This window comes from Variovorax sp. 22077 (genome assembly GCF_052044195.1).
Taxonomy (GTDB): Bacteria; Pseudomonadota; Gammaproteobacteria; order Burkholderiales; family Burkholderiaceae_C; genus Variovorax; species Variovorax atrisoli.
Window position 1 is genome coordinate 21,851 of the sequence record NZ_JBQEQC010000034.1, and the last position, 21,421, is coordinate 43,271.

At 68.7% G+C, this 21,421-nt stretch carries 24 protein-coding genes; 6 read left to right on the plus strand and 18 right to left on the minus strand.

Features of this window, described 5'->3' with window-relative positions:
- Positions 1 to 6: 6 nt before the first annotated feature.
- From ACTJLF_RS31940 to ACTJLF_RS31965, 6 genes are all read right to left on the minus strand, one after another.
- Positions 7 to 2,187, minus strand: a complete 2,181-nt coding sequence (locus ACTJLF_RS31940) for a TonB-dependent receptor (protein WP_440884668.1) — start codon at positions 2,185 to 2,187, stop codon at positions 7 to 9.
- Between the two features lie 49 nt (positions 2,188 to 2,236).
- On the minus strand, positions 2,237 to 3,742 hold the full coding sequence (locus ACTJLF_RS31945) for an ABC transporter permease subunit (protein ID WP_206169210.1): 1,506 nt from the start codon (positions 3,740 to 3,742) through the stop codon (positions 2,237 to 2,239).
- Positions 3,743 to 3,754: 12 nt separating this feature from the next.
- Entirely contained in the window at positions 3,755 to 5,155 is a 1,401-nt protein-coding gene (locus ACTJLF_RS31950) for an ABC transporter permease subunit (protein WP_440884669.1), read from the minus strand.
- A gap of 164 nt (positions 5,156 to 5,319) precedes the next feature.
- On the minus strand, positions 5,320 to 6,027 hold the full coding sequence (locus ACTJLF_RS31955; protein ID WP_440884670.1) for an ABC transporter ATP-binding protein: 708 nt from the start codon (positions 6,025 to 6,027) through the stop codon (positions 5,320 to 5,322).
- A 134-nt stretch (positions 6,028 to 6,161) separates the two neighbouring features.
- Positions 6,162 to 6,311 carry a type B 50S ribosomal protein L36 gene (ykgO, locus tag ACTJLF_RS31960; RefSeq protein WP_019654976.1) on the minus strand — a complete coding sequence of 50 codons (150 nt, stop codon included), beginning with the start codon at positions 6,309 to 6,311 and terminating at the stop codon, positions 6,162 to 6,164.
- Between the two features lie 92 nt (positions 6,312 to 6,403).
- Complete coding sequence (locus ACTJLF_RS31965; protein WP_132755351.1) at positions 6,404 to 6,859, minus strand: Fur family transcriptional regulator; 456 nt, start codon at positions 6,857 to 6,859, stop codon at positions 6,404 to 6,406.
- Positions 6,860 to 7,077: 218 nt separating this feature from the next.
- Between ACTJLF_RS31965 and ACTJLF_RS31970 the strand changes: the two genes are divergently transcribed.
- Positions 7,078 to 7,899 carry a hypothetical protein gene (locus ACTJLF_RS31970; protein ID WP_440884671.1) on the plus strand — a complete coding sequence of 274 codons (822 nt, stop codon included), beginning with the start codon at positions 7,078 to 7,080 and terminating at the stop codon, positions 7,897 to 7,899.
- Here the strand turns inward: ACTJLF_RS31970 and ACTJLF_RS31975 are convergent.
- From ACTJLF_RS31975 to ylqF, 3 genes are all read right to left on the minus strand, one after another.
- A complete protein-coding gene (locus tag ACTJLF_RS31975) occupies positions 7,806 to 8,408 on the minus strand; it encodes an anthrone oxygenase family protein (RefSeq protein WP_440884672.1) in 603 nt (200 codons plus the stop codon). The genes ACTJLF_RS31970 and ACTJLF_RS31975 overlap by 94 nt on opposite strands.
- Before the next feature lie 64 nt (positions 8,409 to 8,472).
- Complete coding sequence (locus ACTJLF_RS31980; protein WP_440884673.1) at positions 8,473 to 9,054, minus strand: Crp/Fnr family transcriptional regulator; 582 nt, start codon at positions 9,052 to 9,054, stop codon at positions 8,473 to 8,475.
- A gap of 46 nt (positions 9,055 to 9,100) precedes the next feature.
- On the minus strand, positions 9,101 to 10,057 hold the full coding sequence (gene ylqF, locus ACTJLF_RS31985; RefSeq protein ID WP_440884674.1) for a ribosome biogenesis GTPase YlqF: 957 nt from the start codon (positions 10,055 to 10,057) through the stop codon (positions 9,101 to 9,103).
- Positions 10,058 to 10,283: 226 nt separating this feature from the next.
- On the opposite strand from ylqF, the gene ACTJLF_RS31990 reads away from it, so the two are divergent.
- From ACTJLF_RS31990 to ACTJLF_RS32000, 3 genes are all read left to right on the plus strand, one after another.
- Positions 10,284 to 10,907: a cell envelope protein SmpA gene (locus ACTJLF_RS31990; protein WP_440884675.1), complete on the plus strand. Its 624-nt coding sequence runs from the start codon at positions 10,284 to 10,286 to the stop codon at positions 10,905 to 10,907.
- A 144-nt stretch (positions 10,908 to 11,051) separates the two neighbouring features.
- Complete coding sequence (locus tag ACTJLF_RS31995) at positions 11,052 to 11,480, plus strand: CBS domain-containing protein (RefSeq protein WP_019654969.1); 429 nt, start codon at positions 11,052 to 11,054, stop codon at positions 11,478 to 11,480.
- A gap of 103 nt (positions 11,481 to 11,583) precedes the next feature.
- Positions 11,584 to 11,943, plus strand: coding sequence for an HPF/RaiA family ribosome-associated protein (locus ACTJLF_RS32000; protein ID WP_019654968.1), 360 nt, complete (start codon positions 11,584 to 11,586; stop codon positions 11,941 to 11,943).
- On the opposite strand, the gene ACTJLF_RS32005 is transcribed toward ACTJLF_RS32000, so the two are convergent.
- The 7 genes from ACTJLF_RS32005 to ACTJLF_RS32035 form a co-directional block, all read right to left on the minus strand.
- On the minus strand, positions 11,930 to 12,406 hold the full coding sequence (locus ACTJLF_RS32005; RefSeq protein WP_440884676.1) for a MerR family transcriptional regulator: 477 nt from the start codon (positions 12,404 to 12,406) through the stop codon (positions 11,930 to 11,932). The genes ACTJLF_RS32000 and ACTJLF_RS32005 overlap by 14 nt on opposite strands.
- Positions 12,396 to 12,815, minus strand: a complete 420-nt coding sequence (locus ACTJLF_RS32010; protein ID WP_132755362.1) for a nuclear transport factor 2 family protein — start codon at positions 12,813 to 12,815, stop codon at positions 12,396 to 12,398. Before ACTJLF_RS32010 ends, ACTJLF_RS32005 begins: the two co-directional genes overlap by 11 nt.
- Before the next feature lie 100 nt (positions 12,816 to 12,915).
- Positions 12,916 to 13,842: an SDR family NAD(P)-dependent oxidoreductase gene (locus tag ACTJLF_RS32015; RefSeq protein ID WP_019654965.1), complete on the minus strand. Its 927-nt coding sequence runs from the start codon at positions 13,840 to 13,842 to the stop codon at positions 12,916 to 12,918.
- Between the two features lie 150 nt (positions 13,843 to 13,992).
- Positions 13,993 to 15,552, minus strand: coding sequence for a glutamate--cysteine ligase (gene gshA / locus ACTJLF_RS32020; protein WP_126186012.1), 1,560 nt, complete (start codon positions 15,550 to 15,552; stop codon positions 13,993 to 13,995).
- 137 nt (positions 15,553 to 15,689) lie between these two features.
- Positions 15,690 to 16,007, minus strand: coding sequence for a putative quinol monooxygenase (locus ACTJLF_RS32025; RefSeq protein ID WP_440884677.1), 318 nt, complete (start codon positions 16,005 to 16,007; stop codon positions 15,690 to 15,692).
- Positions 16,008 to 16,037: 30 nt separating this feature from the next.
- Positions 16,038 to 16,700, minus strand: coding sequence for an alpha/beta hydrolase (locus ACTJLF_RS32030; protein WP_132755368.1), 663 nt, complete (start codon positions 16,698 to 16,700; stop codon positions 16,038 to 16,040).
- 135 nt (positions 16,701 to 16,835) lie between these two features.
- Positions 16,836 to 17,846 carry a Bug family tripartite tricarboxylate transporter substrate binding protein gene (locus ACTJLF_RS32035; protein ID WP_354421374.1) on the minus strand — a complete coding sequence of 337 codons (1,011 nt, stop codon included), beginning with the start codon at positions 17,844 to 17,846 and terminating at the stop codon, positions 16,836 to 16,838.
- A gap of 203 nt (positions 17,847 to 18,049) precedes the next feature.
- On the opposite strand from ACTJLF_RS32035, the gene ACTJLF_RS32040 reads away from it, so the two are divergent.
- On the plus strand, positions 18,050 to 18,523 hold the full coding sequence (locus ACTJLF_RS32040) for a Fur family transcriptional regulator (protein ID WP_020723089.1): 474 nt from the start codon (positions 18,050 to 18,052) through the stop codon (positions 18,521 to 18,523).
- A 216-nt stretch (positions 18,524 to 18,739) separates the two neighbouring features.
- Here ACTJLF_RS32040 and zigA read toward each other — a convergent pair whose 3' ends face one another.
- Entirely contained in the window at positions 18,740 to 19,933 is a 1,194-nt protein-coding gene (gene zigA / locus ACTJLF_RS32045) for a zinc metallochaperone GTPase ZigA (RefSeq protein ID WP_440884678.1), read from the minus strand.
- A gap of 100 nt (positions 19,934 to 20,033) precedes the next feature.
- On the opposite strand from zigA, the gene ACTJLF_RS32050 reads away from it, so the two are divergent.
- Complete coding sequence (locus ACTJLF_RS32050) at positions 20,034 to 20,477, plus strand: hypothetical protein (protein ID WP_440884679.1); 444 nt, start codon at positions 20,034 to 20,036, stop codon at positions 20,475 to 20,477.
- 36 nt (positions 20,478 to 20,513) lie between these two features.
- Here the strand turns inward: ACTJLF_RS32050 and ACTJLF_RS32055 are convergent, their stop codons facing one another.
- Positions 20,514 to 21,416 carry an SDR family oxidoreductase gene (locus ACTJLF_RS32055; protein WP_440884680.1) on the minus strand — a complete coding sequence of 301 codons (903 nt, stop codon included), beginning with the start codon at positions 21,414 to 21,416 and terminating at the stop codon, positions 20,514 to 20,516.
- Between the last annotated feature and the right edge of the window lie 5 nt (positions 21,417 to 21,421).

Genomic DNA, 21,421 nt, shown 5'->3' on the forward strand with positions numbered 1-21,421 from the left:
GCCCTGTCAGAAGTCGAACTTGGCCGACAGCTCGAAGGTACGCCGCGGCGCCAGCAGCACCTGGCTCGTCGCGCGGCCCGCCCAGGTGGCGTAGAGCTTGTCGGTCAGGTTGCGCACGCGCAAGCTCAGCAGCACGTTCTGCATGCGGTAGCTCACCGCCGCATCGAGCGTAGTGAAGCCGTTGATGCGGATCTGGTTGGCGTTGTCGGTGTACATGCGGCCCGTGTGGTTGATCGAGGCGAAATACTCGAACTTCGATCCATCGGGCCGGTAGGTGGCGAACAGGTTGGCCACGCGCTCGGGCACGTTGGGCGGCGTCTTGCCCACGCGCGAGACGCCGCCGGCCTCGATCAGCGTGTCGTAGCGCGCGTCGAGCGCGGCGAGGTTGCCGGCCAGCGTCCATTCGCGCGTCGGGCGCCACACGGTCGACAGCTCGATGCCGCGCGACGACTGGCGCCCGTTGTTCACCGTGTTGCGGGCGTCGTTGGGGTCGCGCGAAAGCACGTTGTCGAGCGCGATCTTGTAGAGCGCGGCCGTCCACTCCAGCTTCGCCTCGGGAATGCTCTGCTTGAAGCCCACCTCGGTCTGCTTGCCGCGCGACATCGGAAAGGCCGCGTTCGACGCCGACAGCAGGAAGAGCGAATTCACCGGCAGCGTGGCATTGGTGTACTGCGCGTACACGCTCGACTGCGGCGTGATGTCGTACACCGCGCCGATGCGGCCCGAGGTGGCGCGGTAGCTGGCGCCGAAGCGCGTGTAGCTGCCCAGGTTCAGGTCGGCGATGCCGCGGTCGACCTCGGTGCGGTCGTGGCGCAGGCCGCCCACCAGCGTGAGGTTGCTCAAGGGCTTCAGCGCGTCTTCCACGAAGACCGAGCTCACCTTCACCTTCAAGCTGGTGTTGGTGCGGTTGCCCGCGCCGGTGCTGAGCGCGGGGTTCTCGTCGAAGGGCGCAAGGTACGGATCGAACACCGGCACGCGCAGCAGGCTGGCGGTGGCGGCGCTGCTGTCGGAGAAGCGGCGCCGGCTGCCGAAGCGCGTCTCGCTGTACTCGCCGCCGACGACGAAGCGATTGTCCATGCCGCCGAGCCTGCCCTTGTGCGTCAGGTCGAAGCGGTCGAGCCAGAAGTCCTGGTCGTGCGTGATCAGCGTCTGGTCGCGCGCGATGCTGGCGGGCGCCACGAACACCGCGCTCTCGGAGTTGCGGAACACCCGGTCCGCCTTGTTGGCCGATAGCTCGTTGCGCCAAGACCAGCCGCCGTCGAGCCGGCCCGTGAGGCGCGCGCGCAGCCAGTAGGTTTCGGACGAGTTCCTGTCGTCGGGCACGTTGTAGTTGCTGCGCGTCAGGCGGCGGTCGATCACGCGGCCGTCCGGCGTGCTGACCACGTTCGTGGGCTGCGTGGCGAAGCTCGCCGGCACCAGCGGCGTGCCCCAGTAGGCCTGGTTGTCGTCGCGCAGGTAGTCGAAGGAAAGGTCGAGCTTCACCGAGCCGCCGAAGTCGACCATCAGGCCGCTGGTGAAGTGGTCGATGCGCTCGCCGTTGCGGGCGATCGTGCCCACTTTGGTGTCGTTGCGGCTGTAGTCCAGCCTGTAGGCGCTGGCGTCGCCGAGCGCACCGCCGAAGCCGAACGCGGCGCGGGTCGAGCCGTAGCTGCCGTACGAGAGCAGCGCCTCCTTGTTCGGGTTGCTGCGGTCGGGACGCTTGGTCACGAAGTTGACGACGCCGCCGATGGCGCCCTCGCCGTCGATCACCGAGGCCGGGCCCTTCAGCACCTCGATGCGCTCGTAGTTCCAGGTGTCCTGCACGCGGTTGGTCACGCCCGCGCCGGAGCTGCGCACGCCGTCGTACAGGTACATGAGGCTGCTGAACCCGCGCGTGGACAGCGTGGTCGGCGACGACGGCGGGCCGCCGCCGGTGAGGCCCGTCATGCCGCGCAACGCCTCGCTGAAGGTGCGCGCGCCGCGCTGCTGGATGGCGTCCTGCGTGAGGATCTCGACCGAGGCCGGCGTCTCGCGCACCGAGAGCCCCAGGCGCGATGCGGTGCCGCTCGACTCCCTGAGATGCAGGCCGTCGGCCTCGCGGCTGCCCTCGACGGTGATGGTGCCGAGTTCCGCGCCTTCCTGCGCGTACGAGGCCTGGAATGCGGTGACGGCGGCCGCCGCCATGGCCGTGCGGATGAAGATGGTCATTGGATTGCTTGCTTGAATGCAATAAGGAAAGGAAAACCTGGGGCGGCGCCTACGCGACCGAGAAGCGGCGCAGCCGCCATGCGGCCAGCCCGAACAGCAGCAGGCCAGGCACCAGCAGCTGCAGCACGGCAAGCGCGGCCTGTCCGCGCACGAGGCTGGCGGGCTCCTCCTGCCAGGCGAACGCGGGAATTCGGTCGAAGTCGGAGGGCGAAAGCGCATCGCGCGCGTCGATGCGCGGGAAGAAGAAGCCTTTCCACGCCTCGTGATAGGCGACGGTCTGCGCCTCGAAGCGCGCCTGCCGCCGCGTGCCGGTGCCGGCCAGCGCCGTCATGCCCTCGTAGGCCACGGCCGCCGGGGACACCGCGCTGAAGCGCGCCAGCAGCGCCTGCTGCCCGGCCTGCTGCGCATCGAAGCGGTCGAGCTCCGGCCTGATGGCCTCGTCGACTTCCTTCTCGATCAGGTAGTTGCCCAGCAGCCGGCCGGCGATCTCGATCTTGCCCTCGCGCGGCACGAGGATGGCGCCGCGGCCGACGTGCTGGTAGTCGGTGCTCATCAGGTCGGCGTGGCGCTTCATCGCCTCTGCCGTCACGATGCGCTGGCGCGTGGCCAGCTCGGTGCGCGAAGGCGCGGGGCTGGCCTGCGTCACGACGAGGTTCAGCAGCACCGGCGCCACCAGCACCAGCAGCACCCAGGCGATGACGAGCACCATCGCGTTCGTCGCCGACGAGGCCCCGAAGGCATTCACCGCCACCACCAGCGCGAACCAGAAGAGCGCGTACGCCCCCACCAGCAGCGCCCACCACCACAGCGCGGCGCCCGGCGAGCCTGTCAGCCCGGCCTGGCGCGCCACCACGAGCACCGCCACCGGCAGAAGCACGGCAGGCCCCAGCAGCACCGCGGCGCGCACCGTGAGCTTGCCAGCGAGCAGCGTGCGCAGCCGCAGCGGCTGCGACAGCAGCAGCCTCAGCGTGCCGTTCTCGCGCTCGGCCGACAGCAGGTTGTAGCCCAGCGCGAAGATCAGGAGCGGCAGCAGGTAGACGATGACGAAGGCCAGGTCGAAATGCCCGCTCAGCAGGTGCCAGGGGCTCTCGATGTCGCTCGGGTTCATGAACACCACGCGGCTCTGGCCGGTGACCTTGAACTGGCTCGGGAACAGGTCGCTCTGCCCCAGCGCAACCGGGCCCAGCGGCGCGGTCGGCAGGATCGCGTGGTGGCCGCCATAGCCGCTGGCCATGCGCGAAGGATCGGCCGGGTTCTCGAAGGGCGTGGGCTGCGCGGTGCCGGCGAGGATGTTCTCCAGCAAGACGCGCTGCGCCGCGCGGGCTTCGCGGTCGGCCTGCGCCACTGCGGCCTGCGCGCGGTCGCGGCTCGCGGTCTGCAGCAGCCCGTTGCCGAGGGCATAGGCCACGAGCAGCAGGAACAGCGCACCGGCGGCCCAGAGGGTGCGCTCGGCGAGCATCAGGCGGCATTCCTGGCGCATCACCGCCAGCAGGCGGCGGCCCTGTGGAGGATCGACGAAGGAAGCGGAAACGGAGGAGGAAGGTGACGTCGTCATCTGCTGCTTACCTCAGAGCGCGCGCTGGCGCGAGGCGGTGAAGGCCGCGAAGGCGGCGGCCAGCAGCAGGCCGGCGCACAGCACGGCGAAGCTGCGCCCCTGGTGCGTCAGCGCCCAGGCCGCGCTTGGCGGCTGGTAGTCGAAGGGCGGCACGGTCGCCCACAGATCGGGCTCGGCCTGGTAGGCGAAATGCTGGCCTCCAAGCGGATCGGCATGCGCCACCAGGTCTGCGCTCATCAGGTCCTGGATGTGGCGGCGATGCAGTTCGGCCGCGGTCGTGAAACTGCGGTGGTGCGCGAAGTCGGTTCCCGCCATGCCCATCGAGAAGCTGCGCACCGCGAGGATGGGCAGCAGCAGGCCGCTCCATTCCTGCACTGCCTGCTGGCGCTCCCAGGTGTCCCACAGGCGGCCGTAGTGGCGGTCGTACACCGGGTAGGAAGCCTGGTCGTCCAGGCGCAGCGCGATGCCCCACTTGCTCAGCGGCACGTCGCGGCCCCAGCGCTCGGTGGAGCCGAAATTCTTCTGCCAGACGCCGTCGGACACGGTCTTGAGCTCGGCCCCCAGCGCCTGGTTGAACTCGAGACGCGTCGGGCTGGGAAACCACGCGCGCGAGAGCTCCGACAACACGCGCGGCGCCATCACTGCCTGCGCGATCCACAGCGCCAGCAGCAGCGTGATCGCCATGCGCGAGGTCGACGAGAGCGCCGACACGCCGAGCACCACGAAGACGAAGATGCCCAGGTACACGGCATAGCCGAGCGACCAGGCGCCCAGCCTGAGCAGCGCGTCGAGACACGCCCCCTCTTCCGCGCCGGCGGCCACCGCCACGGCGGCGATGAGCGCGGCCGGCACCAGCAGCGCGGCCAGCGAGCCGGCCAGTGCGAGCGCCTTGCCGCCCAAAAGGCGCAGCGGCGACACGCCCAGGCTCAGCGTCTGCCGCAGGATGCCCTGCTCGCGCTCGCCGGCGAAGGCGTTGAAGCCCAGCACGATCACCAGCAGCGGCCCCAGCACCTGCAGGATCCAGCCGACCGAGAGATTGCCGAAGCGCTGCAGGCCGGTCGCATCCTGCGCTGCGTTGAACTTCACCTCGCTCTGGCGGTGCGCCTGCAGCCACACGGTGCTGCCGATGAAGGGGTTGATGCCCGGATCGATCATCGACAGCGCCGCCTCTGGCTTGAAGGCGTGCATGCCCTGGTGCGCGGCGTCGTGCGGATGGCGCCGGTCCTGCCGCAGCCAGTCGTGGTAGTCCATGGCCTGTGCGGCGCGCTGCTCCGCCTGCGCGGCACGCTGGTGCGCCCAGCCCACGGCCAGCGCGGTCAGCAGCAGCACGGCGACCAGTCCGCCTGCCCAGTAGAGGCGCCCGTCGCGCAGGCGTTCGAGGAATTCGCGGCGTGCGATCCAGCAAGGAAGCATGTCAGTTGCTCCACCGCTCTGCGCGCGACACACAACGCAAGAAAGTGGCGCGATCCATTCGGGAGACACCGCGGAACCGGCTTTGCCGGGCTGCCGGTGTCGCCCCCTGAAAGGGGGTTGGCGAAGCGACACGAAGTGCGCGAAGACTGGGGGTGAGTTTCATCCTATGTCCTCATGTGCTGCAGGTAGAGGGACTGCAGGTCGGTGCGCGCGATCTGCGCTTCGCCGTCCAGGCTCTCGACGAGCCGGCCGCGCTTCATGATTCCGACGCGCGTGGCGGTCTGCTGCGCGTGGAACAGGTCGTGCGTGGTGGTGAGCACGGCCACGCCGCTGTCGGCGGCGCGGCGCAGCAGGCCCGAGAACTCGCTGGCGGCTTGGGGGTCGAGCCCGGAGGTGGGCTCGTCGAGCAGCAGCGCCCTCGCCTGCTTGGCCAGCGCCACGGCGATCCACACCTTCTGGCGCATGCCCTTGGAGTAGGCCGACACGCGCCTGTCGGCCACGGCGTGATCCAGTCCCGCCTCGGTCATCAGTCGAAGCAGCCGATCGCGCGGCAGCTCGCGGCCCAGCGCGAGCCCGGCGAAGAAGCGCAGGTTCTCCAGCCCCGAGAGCGATCCGTACAGCGTGACCTGCTCGGGGATGTAGGCCACGTGCTGCTTGGTGGCCACCGGGTGGCGCACGACGTCGATGCCGTTGATCTCGACCGTGCCGGAGGTCGGCTCGACGAAGTTCAGGAACAGGTTGATGGTCGTGGTCTTGCCGGCGCCGTTCGCGCCCAGCAGGCAGTAGATGTCGCCGGCGCGGATGTCGAGGTCGAGGCTGTCGAGCGCTGTGTGCGCGCCGTACAGCTTGGTGAGGCCGATGGCTCGGAGCATGGAAGGAACCCGGTGAGAAGGAAAAAAAGACGAGCGCAGCCGCGCGCCGGCGCATGCGCGCCGAAGCGGTCGTTCAGTGATGGGAAAGCCCGCGACGCCGGCGATTCAGCCGCGGCGCCGCCCGGTGCCTACGCTCAGCGCTTGTGCCTGTTCTTGGCGCCGCCCTGCCTTGCCTTGAAGCGCGGGTTGGACTTGCAGATGACGTAGGTGCGGCCGCGCCGCGTCACCACCTGGCAGTCGCGGTGGCGTTTCTTTGCTTCTTTGAGCGAGGACAGGACTTGCATGGTCGGGATCGGAGCCGGAGGATTCGGACCCGCGACTATACGTTATTGAGAATTCATTCTCAATAAATTGAAAGCCCGATGAAAGCCGCCGCTCAGTGCGACTTGCCTGCGCGCGCCTTGCCGGCCGTTTCCGCACCGGCGCACGAGGCGCAGATCCCGTGCAGCGTCACCTCGTGGCTCTTCACCTGGAAGCCCTTCGGCGCCAGGTCGTCCATCGGACCGGGGCAGGAATGCAGCAGGTACACCTGCCCGCAGCTGGAGCAGTGGAAGTAGTGATGGTGGTGGTCGGCGTGGCTGTCGCCGTGGCCCGGCTGGCCATGTGCCGCGGGCTTGCACGCCACCTCGTAGCGGGCGGGCTCGCCGGGCAGCTCGACCTTGGCGATCTCGCCATCGGCCAAGAGCAGCGAAACCTGGCGGTAGACGGTGGAGAGGCTGATCTCCGGAACGATCTCGCGCGCGTGCGCCAGGATCTGCGGGGCGGTGAGGACGCGGCCTGCGTCGCTGAAGGCGGAGAAGACGGCGTTGCGTTGACGCGTGAGACGTTGCATCTGGATTCGGGTCGCTGGCTGGCTTGCTGGCTGGATGGAGGCTTCGGGCTGGTGCAGGCCCGCCGTGGGAGCCCCGTTTTTCCTGAGGGTTCCCCATTGTCTTCTGCCACGCGTTCCGGCGCACGGCCCGGCCGTCCTCAGGCAGCTGTCAGGCCCGCATGGCATCGTCCTGCGCTGCAAAGACAGAGATGGACAGCTTTTTCAGTGGAGAGAACAACGTGAGATGGTTCCATCGGCGGGATGCGCTGGCACTTTCCGCCGCATGCACCGCAGCCGCCCTGCTGGCCGCGTCGGGATGCGGCCGGTCGCCGGACACGCCTGCGGCCGCACCGGCGGCTTCGCCCCAGCCGGGCAGCATAGAGATCACGCAGGCCGACATCGACTGGTTCCGCCGCAGCCATGCCGAGTGGGTCGGCTGCGAATCCGGCGCGCCCGCCATCGTGCCGCCCGACATGACGCTGGAGCAGTTCGGCGAGGTACTCGACGGCGGCAACTCGCCGGTCTTCGAGCGCTTCGTGAACGTGGCCGCCGCCTTCTTCCTGCACGCGAGCTTCGTGGCCGGCCACTACGCCTTCCAGCCGCCCTTCGAGAAGCGCAACGCCTTCGACGTGACGGCCGAGCACATCCGCCTGCTGCAGCACGCCAACTGGAACAGCTTCGTCATCGACTGCAAGCGCCCCTACGGCGACTTCACGCACTTCCAGATCGACATGGCCGACATCCTGGGCTTGCCGATCACCAGGGACGCGAAGGGCCGAGCACAGATCGGCATGGATACGGAAAGGCGCATGAACTCGCTGCACGGCGACATCCTGCCCACGCTGCAGGCGTACATCCGCTTCGCGCGGCTCAACCCGGGGCGCTACGTGGTGCCCGGACGGAGCATTGCGCAGACGCGCGGCAGGCCCCTGTGCAGGCCGGTGTCGGCCACGCGCGTGGCCATGTATCAGCGCGCGCTACAGGCGGCGGGCCCGAGCTCCGACTCGCGCAGGGTCGCCGCGCTCGACGAGGCTGCCGCGGCGCTGTTCGCGCTGGATTGAGCCGCTGCCGCCACTGCCCGAGCGCACAGGGCCGCGAGCGCCAGCCCGAAAGCCAGCGCACCGGCTATCGTGCGCCAGAGGTTCGCTGCGTTCCAGCGCTCGCGCGTGCGCGCCCAGTCTGACGGCAAGGCCCGCGGATCCCACGATTCGGTGTACGCGTTGAGCGGCAGGTTGACCTGCGCCGTGAACACCACGATGCCCAGGCCGTAGAGCACGCCGGCCAGCAGCAGGCAGCGCCACCAGCCCCTGTGGCGCGCACTCCAGGCCGTGGCCAATGCCAGCGCACACAGCAGCGGCGGCCCGAAGAAGAAGCCGAAGAACATCGCGTGCCGCACGTTGCGGTTCAGACCCGACTGCACGCGCGCGTAGGTGGCGCCGTCCATCTCCAGGGTCGCGAAATTCACGTTGGCGCTGTAGGTCCAGAAGAAGCCGGCCATCACGCCCAACCAGAAGATGGCGAGCGCGTGGCAGGCTAACGAGGGCGACATGGCCGGTCGGCGAGAGAACATTGCGGGGGCTCCTCCTGCGGGAAAGGAAAAGCCTGCACTGTCCCGCCGCTGCGCGTTCGGCGCCTTAACCCTCGATAAGTCCCATCTCCGCGCGCAGCCGCGACAGCGACACGTCCGTCATGCCCAGGTACGAAGCCAGGTGGCGCAGCGGGATACGGCCGGTCCATTCGGGGCGTTCGCGCAGCAGGGCCTCGTAGCGCTGGCGTGCCGTGCACTGCAGAAAAGTCTGCTCGCGCCGCATCTTGTCGTCGAGCAGGCCGGCGAGCGCCTGCAGCCGCAGCGCCGTCCACGAAGGCAGCTCGCCCACCTCGGCCTGCAGCGCGGCGTACGGCAGGCGCCAGACAGTGGCCGGGTTCAGTGCGGCGATGAAGAAGGCCGCGGGCTCGCGCTGCATTGCCTCGGTCACGGGCCAGATGAATGCGTCCTCGGCGTGGAAGTTCTTGTTCGACTCACGCCCTTCGCTGTCGATGTAGCAGAGCCGCAGCATGCCGCGCTCGACCCAGAAGGCGTGCCGCCACACGTCGCCAGCCGCCAACAGCGTCGCCTGCGCAGCCGATGTCTCGCGGCGCGCCTGCACGGCGAGTGTCGTCAGGGACGCCGGCGCCAGTTCGGGAAAGCGCCTCGCCAGCGCCTGGTGCCAAGCCATGGCGGCCGAAGTATCGTCGTCACGCCCGGCAGGCATCGCGGCCGCCTCAGTCGTCCTGCCCGGCCTCGGGCTTCGGCTTGCCCTTCTGCTTGCGCGCGGCCTTCTTCGCGGCGCGTTCGGCGTCCGCACGCTGGCCCTCGGCCAGCCACGCGGCGAACTCCTCGGGCGTCTCGAGCGTGATTCGCCCGAGGTTGCCGGCGCGGAACTCGTGCATCACGATCTCCGCGGCCTTCTGCAGGTTGACGCGGCCCTTGCCCAGCAGGGCGCCGCGCTTGCGGCCGATGGTGTCGAGCAGGGCCTCGTCCTTCATGCCGGCCATGGTCTCGGCGTCGAGCTCCACCAGCTTGAAGCGCGCGGCGATGCCGGCGGCGTAGTTCGACTTGAGGTAGCCGAGCAGTTCGAGCGCCACTTCCTCCTCGTCGAAGGCGTTGCGCCCGACGGCACCGCTGGCCGCGAGGTTGTAGCCGCTCTTGGGCACGATGATGCGGGGCCACAGCATGCCGGGCGTGTCCCACAGGTAGAAGTCGTCGGCCAGGGTGATTCGCTGTTCGAGCTTGGTGATGCCGGCCTCGTCGCCGGTCTTGGCCTTGCGGCTGCCGGTGAGGGTGTTGATGAGGGTGGACTTGCCCACGTTGGGAATGCCGCAGATCAGCACCCGCATCGGCTTGGCCAGCCCGCCGCGGTTGGGCGAAAGCTCGTGGCAGGCCTTCACGATCTGCTGGGCCGGCGTGGTCTGGCTCGCGTCGAGCGGAATGGCGCGGGTGGCCGGCAGCGCGTTGTAGTGCGCCAGCCAGAGCACGGTGCGCTCGGGGTCGGCCAGGTCCTGCTTGTTGAGCACCTTGAGCGTGGGCCGGCCCGCCGTGAGCTCGGCCAGCATCGGGTTGGCACTGGAGCCGGGCAGGCGTGCGTCGAGCAGCTCGATGACCACGTCGATGTCCTTCACTCTTTCGGTGATGGCCTTCTGGGTCGAATACATGTGACCGGGGAACCACTGGATCGCCATCGGTGGGCTCTTCTTTCTTTCGCGCTGTCTCTGTGGGGGAATGGGGCCCGTGCAGGGCCGATGCGCATTGTGAACCGGCAACCTGAACGCAAGCTGGTTGCTACGTTTTCCATAGCTGCAGGCGCGCATTCTGCCTTCGGTGCGGGATTGTTCGCTCCTAGAATCCCTTCGCTGCCGAGGACAGCGCTCCCGCAGCGACACCAACAACTCCGAGGGAAATCCACACATGTCCAAGCGCCTTGCCGCCGCCTTGCTGGCAGCCATCGTCATGCCCGCGACCGTGACCGTCGCCCATGCCCAGCGGCCCTCCCCGCCACCCGGCCCGCTGATCAGCGGCTACCTGTGCTGCAACATGCGCACCTACGGCGACTCGATCAGCGACATCAACTACGACGAACAGGGCACGAGCATCGTCGCGGTGGGCACGCCGGCGCGCATCACCACCTACGACTTCCGCTGGTTCGGCGTGGAGCTCGCCGGCAAGCAGCAGCGCATCAAGAACGACTACAGCCGCAACATCCCGCTGCCCACCTTCGCGCAGCGCTACGTGGTGACCGCGGACCCGAAGCAGAAGATGGCCACCTTCCCCGCGCCGGTGCGCGAGGCCATCCTCGCCGGCAAGGTGATGCCCGGCATGACGCGCGAACAGGTGCTGATGGCCATCGCCTACCCCGTGGCCAGCGAGAACCCCAGCCTCGACGCGCCCGTGTGGCGCTACTGGCGCGACAGCTGGTCGGAGTTCCAGGTGCAGTTCGACGACAAGGGCCTGGTGAAGACGGTGGTGGGCGACGCGATCTCGCTGAGCCGCGTGTTCGTCGCCACCCCTGCGGCGGCGCCTGCGCAGCCTTAAGTTCTCGCGCATTGCGCGTGTCTTGCACACACGCGCATTCCCTTAGAGTTTTTGCGCCGCGCGGTCATCCATCGCCTCTATGATTTGTTCGAGTGCGGCGCCCGAGCGTCGGTCGAATCGAAACCCTTCATGGAGTTGCCAACGATGAAACCCGTCTCCGAACTGCTCAAGCGCCATGATTCCGCAGCATGGCGCACCTCCCCCGACACCAGCGTGTTCGACGCGCTTTCCATCCTGGCGCGCTTCGAGGTGGGCGCGCTGATGGTGATGGACGGCGAGAAGCTGGTGGGCTTTCTCTCCGAACGCGACTACACCCGCAAGGTGGCGCTGCAGGGCAAGAACTCCAAGGAAATGAAGGTCCGCGAGATCATGACGCCCGACGTGATGACCGTGACCCCGCAGACCCGCACCCGTGAGTGCATGGCACTCATGAGCCAGCGCAAGTTCCGCCACCTGCCGGTGGTCGACGGCAGCAAGGTGGTCGGCATGATCTCCATCCAGGACCTGATGGACGACATCATCTCCGACCAGGAAGCCACCATCGAGCAGCTCACCACCTACATCCAGAGCTGAGCAGGCCCTGCCCGGCGCACATGCAGGGAACAGGCCTACGCCCTGGCGGGCGCCGCGGGGTGCAAAGTGACCCTTCGTTCATCCATCCAGCGGAGGAAATTGCATGCAGATCCAGGTCAACACGAGCAACGGCATCACCAACAAGGACGCGCTGGAGCGCTGGGCCGACGCGGAGATCAAGCAGAACCTGAGCCGTTTCGTCGACGACGTGACGCGCGTGGAAGTGCACCTGAGCGACGAGAACCACGACAAGGCCGGCGGCAGCGACAAGTGCTGCGTGATGGAGGCGCGCCTCGCGCATCACCAGCCACTGGCGGTGACGCAGCACGCGGGCAGCCTCGACGAGGCCTTCCGGGGTGCGTCCGACAAGCTCAAGCGCCTGATCGAGAACACCCTGGGCCGGCTTCACAACCACCGGGACCGGGACTCGATCCGCACCGATCCGAACTTCATCGCCGAGTAGCGGCGCGGCTCCCACGCCTGGCCGGCGCTGGTGCGGGCGAAGGCCTGGCGTCGACGAGCGGCGGGCGGTGGCCGCTGGCCATCCACTCGTCGTAGAAATCGATCTTGCGCTCGACCAGCGAGAGCGCCCTCTTCCACCCGGCGATGGTCTCGTTCACCCGCTCGCGGTGCGCGGCCAGCATGTCGCGCCGCTCGCGCAGCGTGGTTTTGCCCTGCATGGCGAGCGCGGTGTATTCGCGCATCTCGGCGATGGACATGCCCGTGCTGCGCAGGCGCTCCATCAGGTCCAGCCAGCCGACGTGCAGCTCGACGTAGAGGCGCCGGCCGCCCTCGTCGCGCGCCACGCCGGGCACGAGGCCCTGCGTCTCGTACCACCGGATGGCGTGCACCGTGCGGCCGGTTCGCGCCGCCAGCTCGCCGATGTGGAAGGGAGCGCCCCTCTCGACGGCTTTCTCAGCCCGCATGGAGGGCGGCAGGAGGCTGCAGCGCCTCCTGCACGAGGGCGGTGTCGAAGTACTCGGTCAGCTCTTTCACCTTGCCTCCTTCGAGTCGGTAGACATAGCAGTAGCGGTTGTTGTAGCGCTTGCCGGCCTTGGTGGGCACGTCGCCGCTGAAGAGCACCACCACCCGGTCGTCCTCGGCGATGACGCGCTCGGTCTTGCTCCTGTAGGGCGCCGCGAACTGGGCGAAGAGCGGATTCAGCAGTTCCTCGCGGATCGCCTTCTTGCCCTGGTAGGTACGCGACCACGCGGTGCTGCCCTCCAGCTTCCAGCTCGCGTCGTCGGCGAGGCTGTCGACGAAGGGCTGGCCGTTGCCCTTGTCCAGCTCGTCGTGGATGTGCTGGACGATGGCCTTGTTCTCGATCGTGTTCATGGCTTCATTTCCTTCTTTTGAATCAACCGGATATCCGGTGAATTCATTGGAAATGCTCGAGTGCGCTCTAGGTCAAGCGCCATGAACACGATGCCGGGGATCAGTTCCTCTTGGCGTTGGCCATGCCCTTGGCGACTTCGTTGGCGCCCTGCGCAGCGCCGCTTTGCGGCACCGCCTCGCCTTCGCGATCGGTCACTTCGGACAGGCGCGCCGCCAGCTGCTCGGGCGTGTCGGCCTCGATGCCCAGCCAGGCGCCCTGCGTCAGCGTGATGTGCGCGGCCTCGAAGGTGCCGGCGCCCGCGCAGAGGATGGTGCGGTTGGGCGCGTCCTGCGCGGCCAGCACCAGCATCGCCGGCACCACCGCCTCGGGGCGGAAGGCCTCGAGCATTTCCTTGGGGAACAGGTCCTCGGTCATGCGGGTGGCGGCCGTGGGCGCCAGGCAGTTCACGCGGATGTCGTTCTTCGCGCCCTCGATGCTCAGCGTCTGCATCAGGCCCACCAGCGCGAGCTTGGCCGCGCCGTAGTTGCTCTGGCCGAAGTTGCCGTACAGGCCCGACGACGAGGTGGTCATCACGATGCGGCCGTACTTCTGCTCGTTCATGAGCGCCCAGACGGCCTTGGTGCAGTTCACGGCGCCCATCAGGTGCACGTCGACCACCAGCCTGAAATCGGCAAGGTCCATCTTGGCGAAGCTCTTGTCGCGCAGGATGCCGGCGTTGTTGACGAGGATGTCGACGCGACCCCAGGCGTCGACCGCCTCCTTGACCATGGCCTGCACCGCCTCGAAGTCGGTGACCGAGGCGCCGTTGGCGATCGCCTCGCCGCCCGCGGCCTTGATCTCGTCGACCACCGCCTGCGCGGCGCTCACCGAGCCGCCGGAGCCGTCGCGTGCGCCGCCCAGGTCGTTGACCACCACCTTGGCGCCGCGCGCCGCCAGTGCCAGCGCATGCTGGCGGCCCAGGCCGCCGCCCGCACCGGTCACGATGGCCACGCGGCCCTTGAAATCGAGATTGCTGCCGTTGCTCATGTCTCTGTGTCGCCTTCCATGGGAGTTGCCGTTGTTCGATGCCGCGCCGGGCGAGCCTCACCCGGGCGACAGCGAGGCGTTTTACCCCAGAAAGCGGACCCGGCGCAGCATCGGCGCGCCGGCGCCAGTCACCAGCGTGTCAGCGGCGGCTCAGGCAGCGACCGCCGTGCGGCTGCGCGGCACGCCCAGGCGCGCGGGCGAGACGTACTGCTCGCGGTAGATCTCGAACGGCATGGTGTCGGCCGCCTCGATGCGCTTCTGCTCCTGGATGGACTCGGCCGTCATCCGCTCGAACTCGGCCTGCAGCGCCGCCGAGAACGGCAGGCCCAGCAGCGTCGCGCGGGTCTGCTCGGAGCGGTCGCGCACGAAGCCGATGAAGGAGTTGGCATGCTCGTTCTCGATGGCGGCGAGCACGCGGGCCGAAGGCAGGCTGTCGGGGTTGCGCAGCGCAGCCACGGCGGCGCGCACCGCGTCGGCATGCGCCGTGCCACTGCCCTGGGCCGCGTCGAGCGCGGCGGCGATGGGCAGGCACTGCTCGACCAGCTCCAGGCCCCAGTCGGCAAGGGTCACTTCCGTTCCGTTGCGCCGCAGCTTCAGGCCCGGCTCGCGGCCGCGCGCGGCGGTGAGGTGCTGGTTCTGGGCGAGGTCGGCGATTTCCTGCGGCGTGTCGTCGGGGCTGTCGCTCAGCAGGCAGTGCAGCAGGAACACGTCGATGAAGCGCATGGTCTGCGCGTTGATGCCGACGGCCTCGAAGGGGTCGAGGTCCATCAGGCGCACCTCGACGTACTCCACGCCGCGCTCGCGCAGCGCATGCAGCGGGCGCTCACCGGGATTGATCACCCGCTTGGGACGGATGGTGCCGTAGAACTCGTTCTCGATCTGCAGCAGGCTGGTGCCTAGCTGGTTGTAGTCGCCGCCCAGGTTGCGGATGCCGATGGCCTCGTAGGCCGGCCACGGGCGCGTGAGCGCGTCCTGCAGCGAGGCGGCATAGCCTTCGAGGCTGTTGTAGCTCACGGCCAGCGAGGCCTGGGCGTCGCTCTGGTAACCCAGGCGACCCATGCGCAGCGAGGTGCCGTGCGGCATGAACATGCTGCCGTCGCCCAGCGGCTGCAGCTCGTGCGGGCGGCCCGCCACGAAGCTCGAACACAGCGCCGGCGAGGCGCCGAACAGGTACAGCAGCAGGAAGGCGTGGCGGCGGAAATTGCGGATCAGCGCGAAATACTCTTCGCTCGACACCTCGGGCAGCGACCAGTTGTAGTGGATGCCCGAAATCGTCTGCATGCGGCGGCCGTAGCGGTGGCTCAGGCCCATGCGGTAGACGCTCTTGGCGCGGCCCACGTTCGAGGAGCCGTAGCGGCCGATCGGAATGGTCTCGTCGGTCGGCAGGCCGCAGGGCATGCTCGACACCCAGAGGCGCTCGTCGCCGAGGCCGTCGAGCACGCGGTAGGTGAACTGGTGCACCCGCGTGAGCTCCTCGAGGGCCGAATCGACGTCGGCGTGCACGCCCGTGATGAGTTCGAGCTGCGATTCGCTGAAGTCGGTGGTGATGTGCGGATGCGTGAGCGCGGAGCCCAGCGCCAGCGGATGCGGCGTCAGCGCGAGCTTGCCGTCGGGCAGCGCTCGCAGGCTCTCCTTCTCGATTCCACGTCGCATGCCCTTCAGTCGTGTGGCTGAAAGTGCACCCAACCTCTCCTGCAATCTGTTGCTCATATTGTTATGACCCATCAATCTTCTGAGGGGCTGGAAGGTAGCACGGGCAAGCGGGCACTGCTCGTGCAGGGAATCCCTGGGCTGGCTACCCTGTCGGGCGCTATTTTTTTGATAGCAGCGGGCGTCGCGGGCGCGATTCAGGCCCTGGCCTGGCCGGCCGACAGGTCGATCTCGTCCGCGCGATAGACGTACATCTGCGGCGTGCCCTCGGCCATCGCCGAGAGCGCCTTGGCGAAGGCGCGCGAGGCCTCGACCCGGAAATGCGCCTGCAGCGCGTCCATGTCGCTCCAGCGCTCCACGAAAGTCAGGCGCAGCGGCTCCTGCGCGTCGGTCGAGACTTCATGCGAGATGCAGCCGGGCTCCGCACGCGAGCGCCGCACGTGTTCGGTGCTGATGGCGAGCATGGCCTGCAGGGTGTCGGGCTTGGCCACGGCGTGGCCGATGACGAGGATCATCGCTGGCTCCTTGTTCGTACTCGTTCGGGCTCAGCCGAGCACCCGCAGCAGGAAGCGGTTGAGGTCGGCGATTTCTTCCATGCATACCGAGTGCGCCATGGCGTATTCGTGCCACTCGACGGCGTAGCCCAGCGCAGAGAGCGCCTCGCGCGTGCGCACGGCGGCCGCGTAGGGCACCACCGGGTCCTGCCGGCCATGGGCGAGGAACACCGGCGTCTCGTGGTTGGCTGCATGCCGCTCGGCCGCGGTGGTGGCCGCGATCGGCAGGTATCCCGAGAGGCCGACGATGCCGGCGAGCCGCTCGGTGTGGCGCAGGCCGGTCATCAGGGCCATCGCGCAGCCCTGCGAGAACCCGGCCACCACGATGCGGCCGGCGGCGATGCCACGGGCCTTCTCGTTGGCGATGATGGCCTCGATGGTCGCCTGCGAGCGGCGAAGGCCGGCTTCGTCCTCCTGCACCTGGAGGTCGGCCACCGAGATGTCGTACCAGGCCGGCATCTGATAGCCGCCGTTGATGGTCACGGGCATGACGGGCGCGTTGGGGAACACGAAGCGCACCGGCCCCACGGCCGAGAGGTCGAGTTCACCGGCGATGGGCACGAAGTCGTTGCCGTCGGCGCCGAGGCCGTGCATCACGATCACCGTGGCGGTGGGGTTGGGGGCGGTTTCGATCTCGATGGGAGGACGTGACATGGTCGGCAAGGGTATTCGGGAACGGATGCCCGGACCTTAGCGCATCCCGGTCCGGCGCTCCGAAACGGGCGGTAGGCCGACTTGCACATCGTTTCGATGTGCGGCCACGCCGTTACCTCCGGGCGCGAAACGTTGCTATTCGGCCTTGATGCCGACGGCCTTGACGATCTGCGCGTAGCGCTCGTACTCGGCTGCCACCTGCGTCTGGAACTGGCGCTGCGCATAGCCCGTGGCCTCGATGCCCTGCGCAGCGAGTTCGGCGCGCGCGGCCGGGGCCTGCACGATGCGCCCGGCCTCGGAGGCGATGGCGTCGAGCACCGGCTGCGGCGTGCGCGCCGGCGCGAACAGGCCGAACCACGTGCCCGAGCGATAGCCCTTGTAGCTCTCGGCCACGGTCGGCACCTCGGGCAGCAGCGCATGGCGCTTCTCGCCGCTGGTGCCCAGCGCCACCAGCCGGCCGCTGCGGATGTGCGGCAGCGCCGGCCCGACCGCGATGAACATCACGTCGACCTGCCCCGCGATCACGTCCTGCATGCCCAGCGGGCCGCCGCGGTACGGGATGTGGGTGACATAGATGCCCGCCTTCTGCTTGAGCAGCTCCATGCTCAGCTGCTGCGGGCTGCCGTTACCGGCGGAGGCGTAGTTGATGTGCCCCGGCCTGGCCTTGGCCGCACGCACGAAGTCGGCCACGGTGCGGAAGCCCGTCTTCGGATTGGCGACCAGCACGAAGTCGATCTGCCCGAGCGACACCACCGGCACCAGGTCGCGCCGCGCGTCATAGGGAAGGCCGGGCTGGAGGTTCGGGAGGATGGTGATCGGCCCGTCGGCGCCCACCAGCAGCGAATAGCCGTCGGGCTGCGCCTTGGCCAGCCCGTCGGCCGCCAGGATGCCGCCCGCGCCCGCGCGGTTGTCGACGACCACCGGCTGCTTCCACTGCTCCGACAGCCGTTGTCCCAGGTAGCGCGCCAGCACGTCGGGCGAGCTGCCGGGCGTGTTCGCCACGGTGATGTGCACGGGCTTCGACGGATAGGCCGCCCCCGCCGGTTGCGCCTGCACCGCCGCCGCCAGGGAAGCACAGGCTCCCAGCAGCAGGACCGGCTTGAGCAGCTTCGACAGGAAAGAATGGGCACGCAGGGGGGCACGCATGGGGGGACTTTCGATCGCAGAAGACAAAGGGCGCGATTCTGTCGCGCCGCGGCGCGCAGGCGAACGACCCATTCGTCAGATGCTTAGGCGCATTCCGGCATATGCGCCCGGGCCGGGCGGAACTTCGCCAGGCAGGTCATTTCCTCCGCCCCTACCCTCGCCGCCCCGGGATGCAACACAATGGCGTTTCGCAAGAAGACCGCATGAAGACCCCGACCTCGCATCCGAAGCCCCAGCGCGCAGCCCCGTTCGACAGCGAAACCCTGCTGCGCGAGAGCGGCCTGCGCGTGACGCGCGCCGCCCAGACCGTGCTAGAGCTGCTGGAGCACAGCTCGCAGCCCCTGACGCACGAGGAAGTGGCCGCCGCCTACACCGCCGCCGCCGGCGAGGCGCCCGACCGGGTGACGGTCTACCGCGTGCTCGACCGCCTCGTCGAGGCCGGCCTGTGCGACCGCCGCGTGGGCGCCGACCGCGTCAACCGCTTCTCGCGCCACGTGGAGGCCGAGTCGGGCAACACCTTCGAATGCGACCAGTGCCACAAGGTGCTGGCCCTGCCCTCCGACCCGGAACTGCCGAAGGTGATGGGGCGGCTGGGCCGGGCGCTGCGCAAGCAGGGCATCGACACGCGCCACACCGCCCTCACCCTTCACGGCACCTGCGGCGACTGCGCGAGGTAACAAGGCAGCCCCCCAAGGCTGCGCGCGCTGCGTGTCGCTTCGCCAACCGCCTTGCAGGGGGGCAATGCCTGCGGCCCGGCAAAGCCGGTTCCGCGGAAACCTTGGCCTCACCCCCAGGCTGCGCGCACTTCGTGTCGCTTCGCCAACCCCCTGGCAGGGGGCAATGCCTGCGGCCCGGCAAAGCCGGTTCCGCGGCATTACCGCAGAGATATCAGCTCACTGGTTCCAGGACGGGAACGGATCCGGGAAGTTCTGCCACCACGAGGCGCCGAAGCGCATCTCCTGCTCAGTGAGCAGGCAGGCGTCCAGCCGGGCGCGCAGGGCATCCTCGTCCATGCCGATGCCGATCAGCACCAGTTCCTGGCGGGCGTCGCCGGTGGCAGGGTCCCAGTTCCTGTGGATGATCTCCAGGGCCTGCGGATCGGTCGGCCAGTGCTCGCGCGGCACCGCCGCCCACCAGAAGCCCGCCGCGCCGTAGCGGCAGGCGCCGCCGGCCTGCGACCACGAGCCGGCGCGCGTCGCGCGGCTGGCAAGCCAGAAGAAGCCCTTGGAGCGCACCACGCCCTCCCATTCGCTCTGCACCAGCTTCCAGAAGCGCATGGGGTGGAAAGGCAGTCGCGAGCGGTAGACGAAGCTGCGGATGCCGTATTCCTCGCTCTCGGGCACGTGCTCGCCGCGCAGCTCGGCCAGCCAGCCGGGCGCCTGCTCGGCCTGCTCGAAGTCGAAGAGGCCGGTGTCGAGCACGCGGTCGAGCGCGACGCGGCCGAACTCCGACACCTCGATGCGCGCACGCGGGTTCAGGCTGCGCAAGATCGCCATCAGCCGCTCGCGCTCCTCGGGCGTGACGAGGTCGGTCTTGTTGACCACCAGCACGTCGCAGAACTCGATCTGCTCGATCAGCAGGTCGACCACGGTGCGCGTGTCCTCGTCGCCCAGCGACTGGCCGCGCTGGCCCAGGCTGTCGGGCGAGCCGTAGTCGTGCAGGAAGTTGAAGGCATCGACCACCGTCACCATGGTGTCGAGCCGCGCGACGTCGGACAGGCTCTTGCCGTCCTCCCCCGCGAAGGTGAAGGTCTCGGCCACGGGCAGCGGCTCGGAGATGCCGGTCGATTCGATCACTAGCTGGTCGAAGCGCTTCTCCTTCGCAAGGCGCCTCACCTCAAGCAGCAGGTCTTCGCGCAGCGTGCAGCAGATGCAGCCGTTGCTCATCTCCACCAGCTTCTCGTCGGTGCGGGAGAGCGCGGCCCCGCCCTCGCGCACCAGGGCGGCGTCGATGTTGACCTCGCTCATGTCGTTGACGATGACGGCCACACGCCGGCCTTCGCGGTTGTTGAGGATGTGGTTCAGCAACGTGGTCTTGCCGGCGCCGAGAAAGCCGGAAAGCACGGTAACGGGGAGGCGGTCGGCCATGGGGCGGGCTCCATATATGCAACAGAATTGCATTATATGAATCCAATGCAACTGCGTTGCGTTTATCGGGGCGCCAGCGCCCTGGCCTACCATCGGCGGCATGACCGGCCGCTCCGACTTCTCCGACTTCTCCGACTTCTCCGCCTTCGTCGCCCCACCGCCCTCCGGCGAACCCCGTGCCGCGCAGGTGGATGCCGCCTCGGCCTGCCTCGACCGATTCACCGCCGCCTTCAACGCATCGGACACCAGCGGCATGGATGCCGAGCTGCACTTCCCGCACGTGATGCTGTCGGGCGCGCAGCGGCTCGAGTGGGCCGAGCCGGGCCGACATCCGCACGACTTCTTCGAGAAGCTGAAAGCCACTGGCTGGGCCCTCACCCGGTACGAGAAGAAGGAGCCGGTGCTGATCGCCAACGACAAGGTTCACTTCGTCGTCACCTATACCCGGCGCGACGCGGCGGGCGCGGTGCTCAGCACGCACGTCAACCTGTGGATCGTGCTGCGCATCGACGGGCGATGGGGAATCGCCCTGCGTTCGTACTGAGCGCAGTATTCGCCCGGCCGGCCGGAGCCGGTGGCGCTACATCTCGAACGCCGCCACCTGCCTCCCGTCGATGTCGGTGAAGCCGTATTCGCGCGCAAGGTCGGCCACGCGCAGCACCTCGCCGCTCTTGTCGATCACGTGCGGGTCGCCGGCCAGCGCAGCGATCGCCCGCCCGAGATAGTGCGGCGACTCGGTGCGAGCAAGCTCGGAGCGTTCCTGCCAGCGGGCCTCGTCGGTCTTGTAGGCGGCCAGCACGAACTCCGTGCGCATCCAGCCGGGCGACACCGCCACTGAGGCCACGCCGTGCGGCTTCAGGTCCTGCGCCATGCCGAAGGCCAGCCGCGTCATCGACGCCTTGGCCAGGTCGTAGAAGAGGCTGCCGCGCACGTAGCGGCCGCGGTCCCAGAAGGTGGTGGTGGCGATCAGGCCCTTCTTCTGCCGCACCATCAGCGGTGCGGCGCAGCGGCTGGCCAGAAGGTGGTTGCGCACGCCGCGGTCGAACATCGAGTCCCAGTTCGACAGCGGGTGCTCCCAGAACGGCGCCTCGAACACGCCGTTGAAGGTCTCGTGGCCACCCCAGGCGTTGTTCACGAGCAGGTCGATGTGGCCTGCCTCGCGCTCAACGCGGGCGAAGAGCGCGGCCACGTCGTCCTCCCTGGTGTGGTCGCAGCGCACCGCAATGCCGCGCCCGCCCATGCGCGTGACCTCGTCCGCCGTGTCGTCGATGCTGCCGGGCAGCGCCGCCAGGTCCGACAGGGCCATCAGCTGGCCGTAGGTGTCGGCGGGCCGCTCACGCGTGCTGCGGCCTGTGACGTACACGGTGGCGCCGGCCGCGCCTAGCTCCACCGCGATGCCGCGCCCCGCGCCGCGGCTCGCGCCGGTCACGACCGCCACGCAGTCCTTCAGTGGTCGGCCTGGCGTCTTTTCTTCGTCGTTCATCCTGA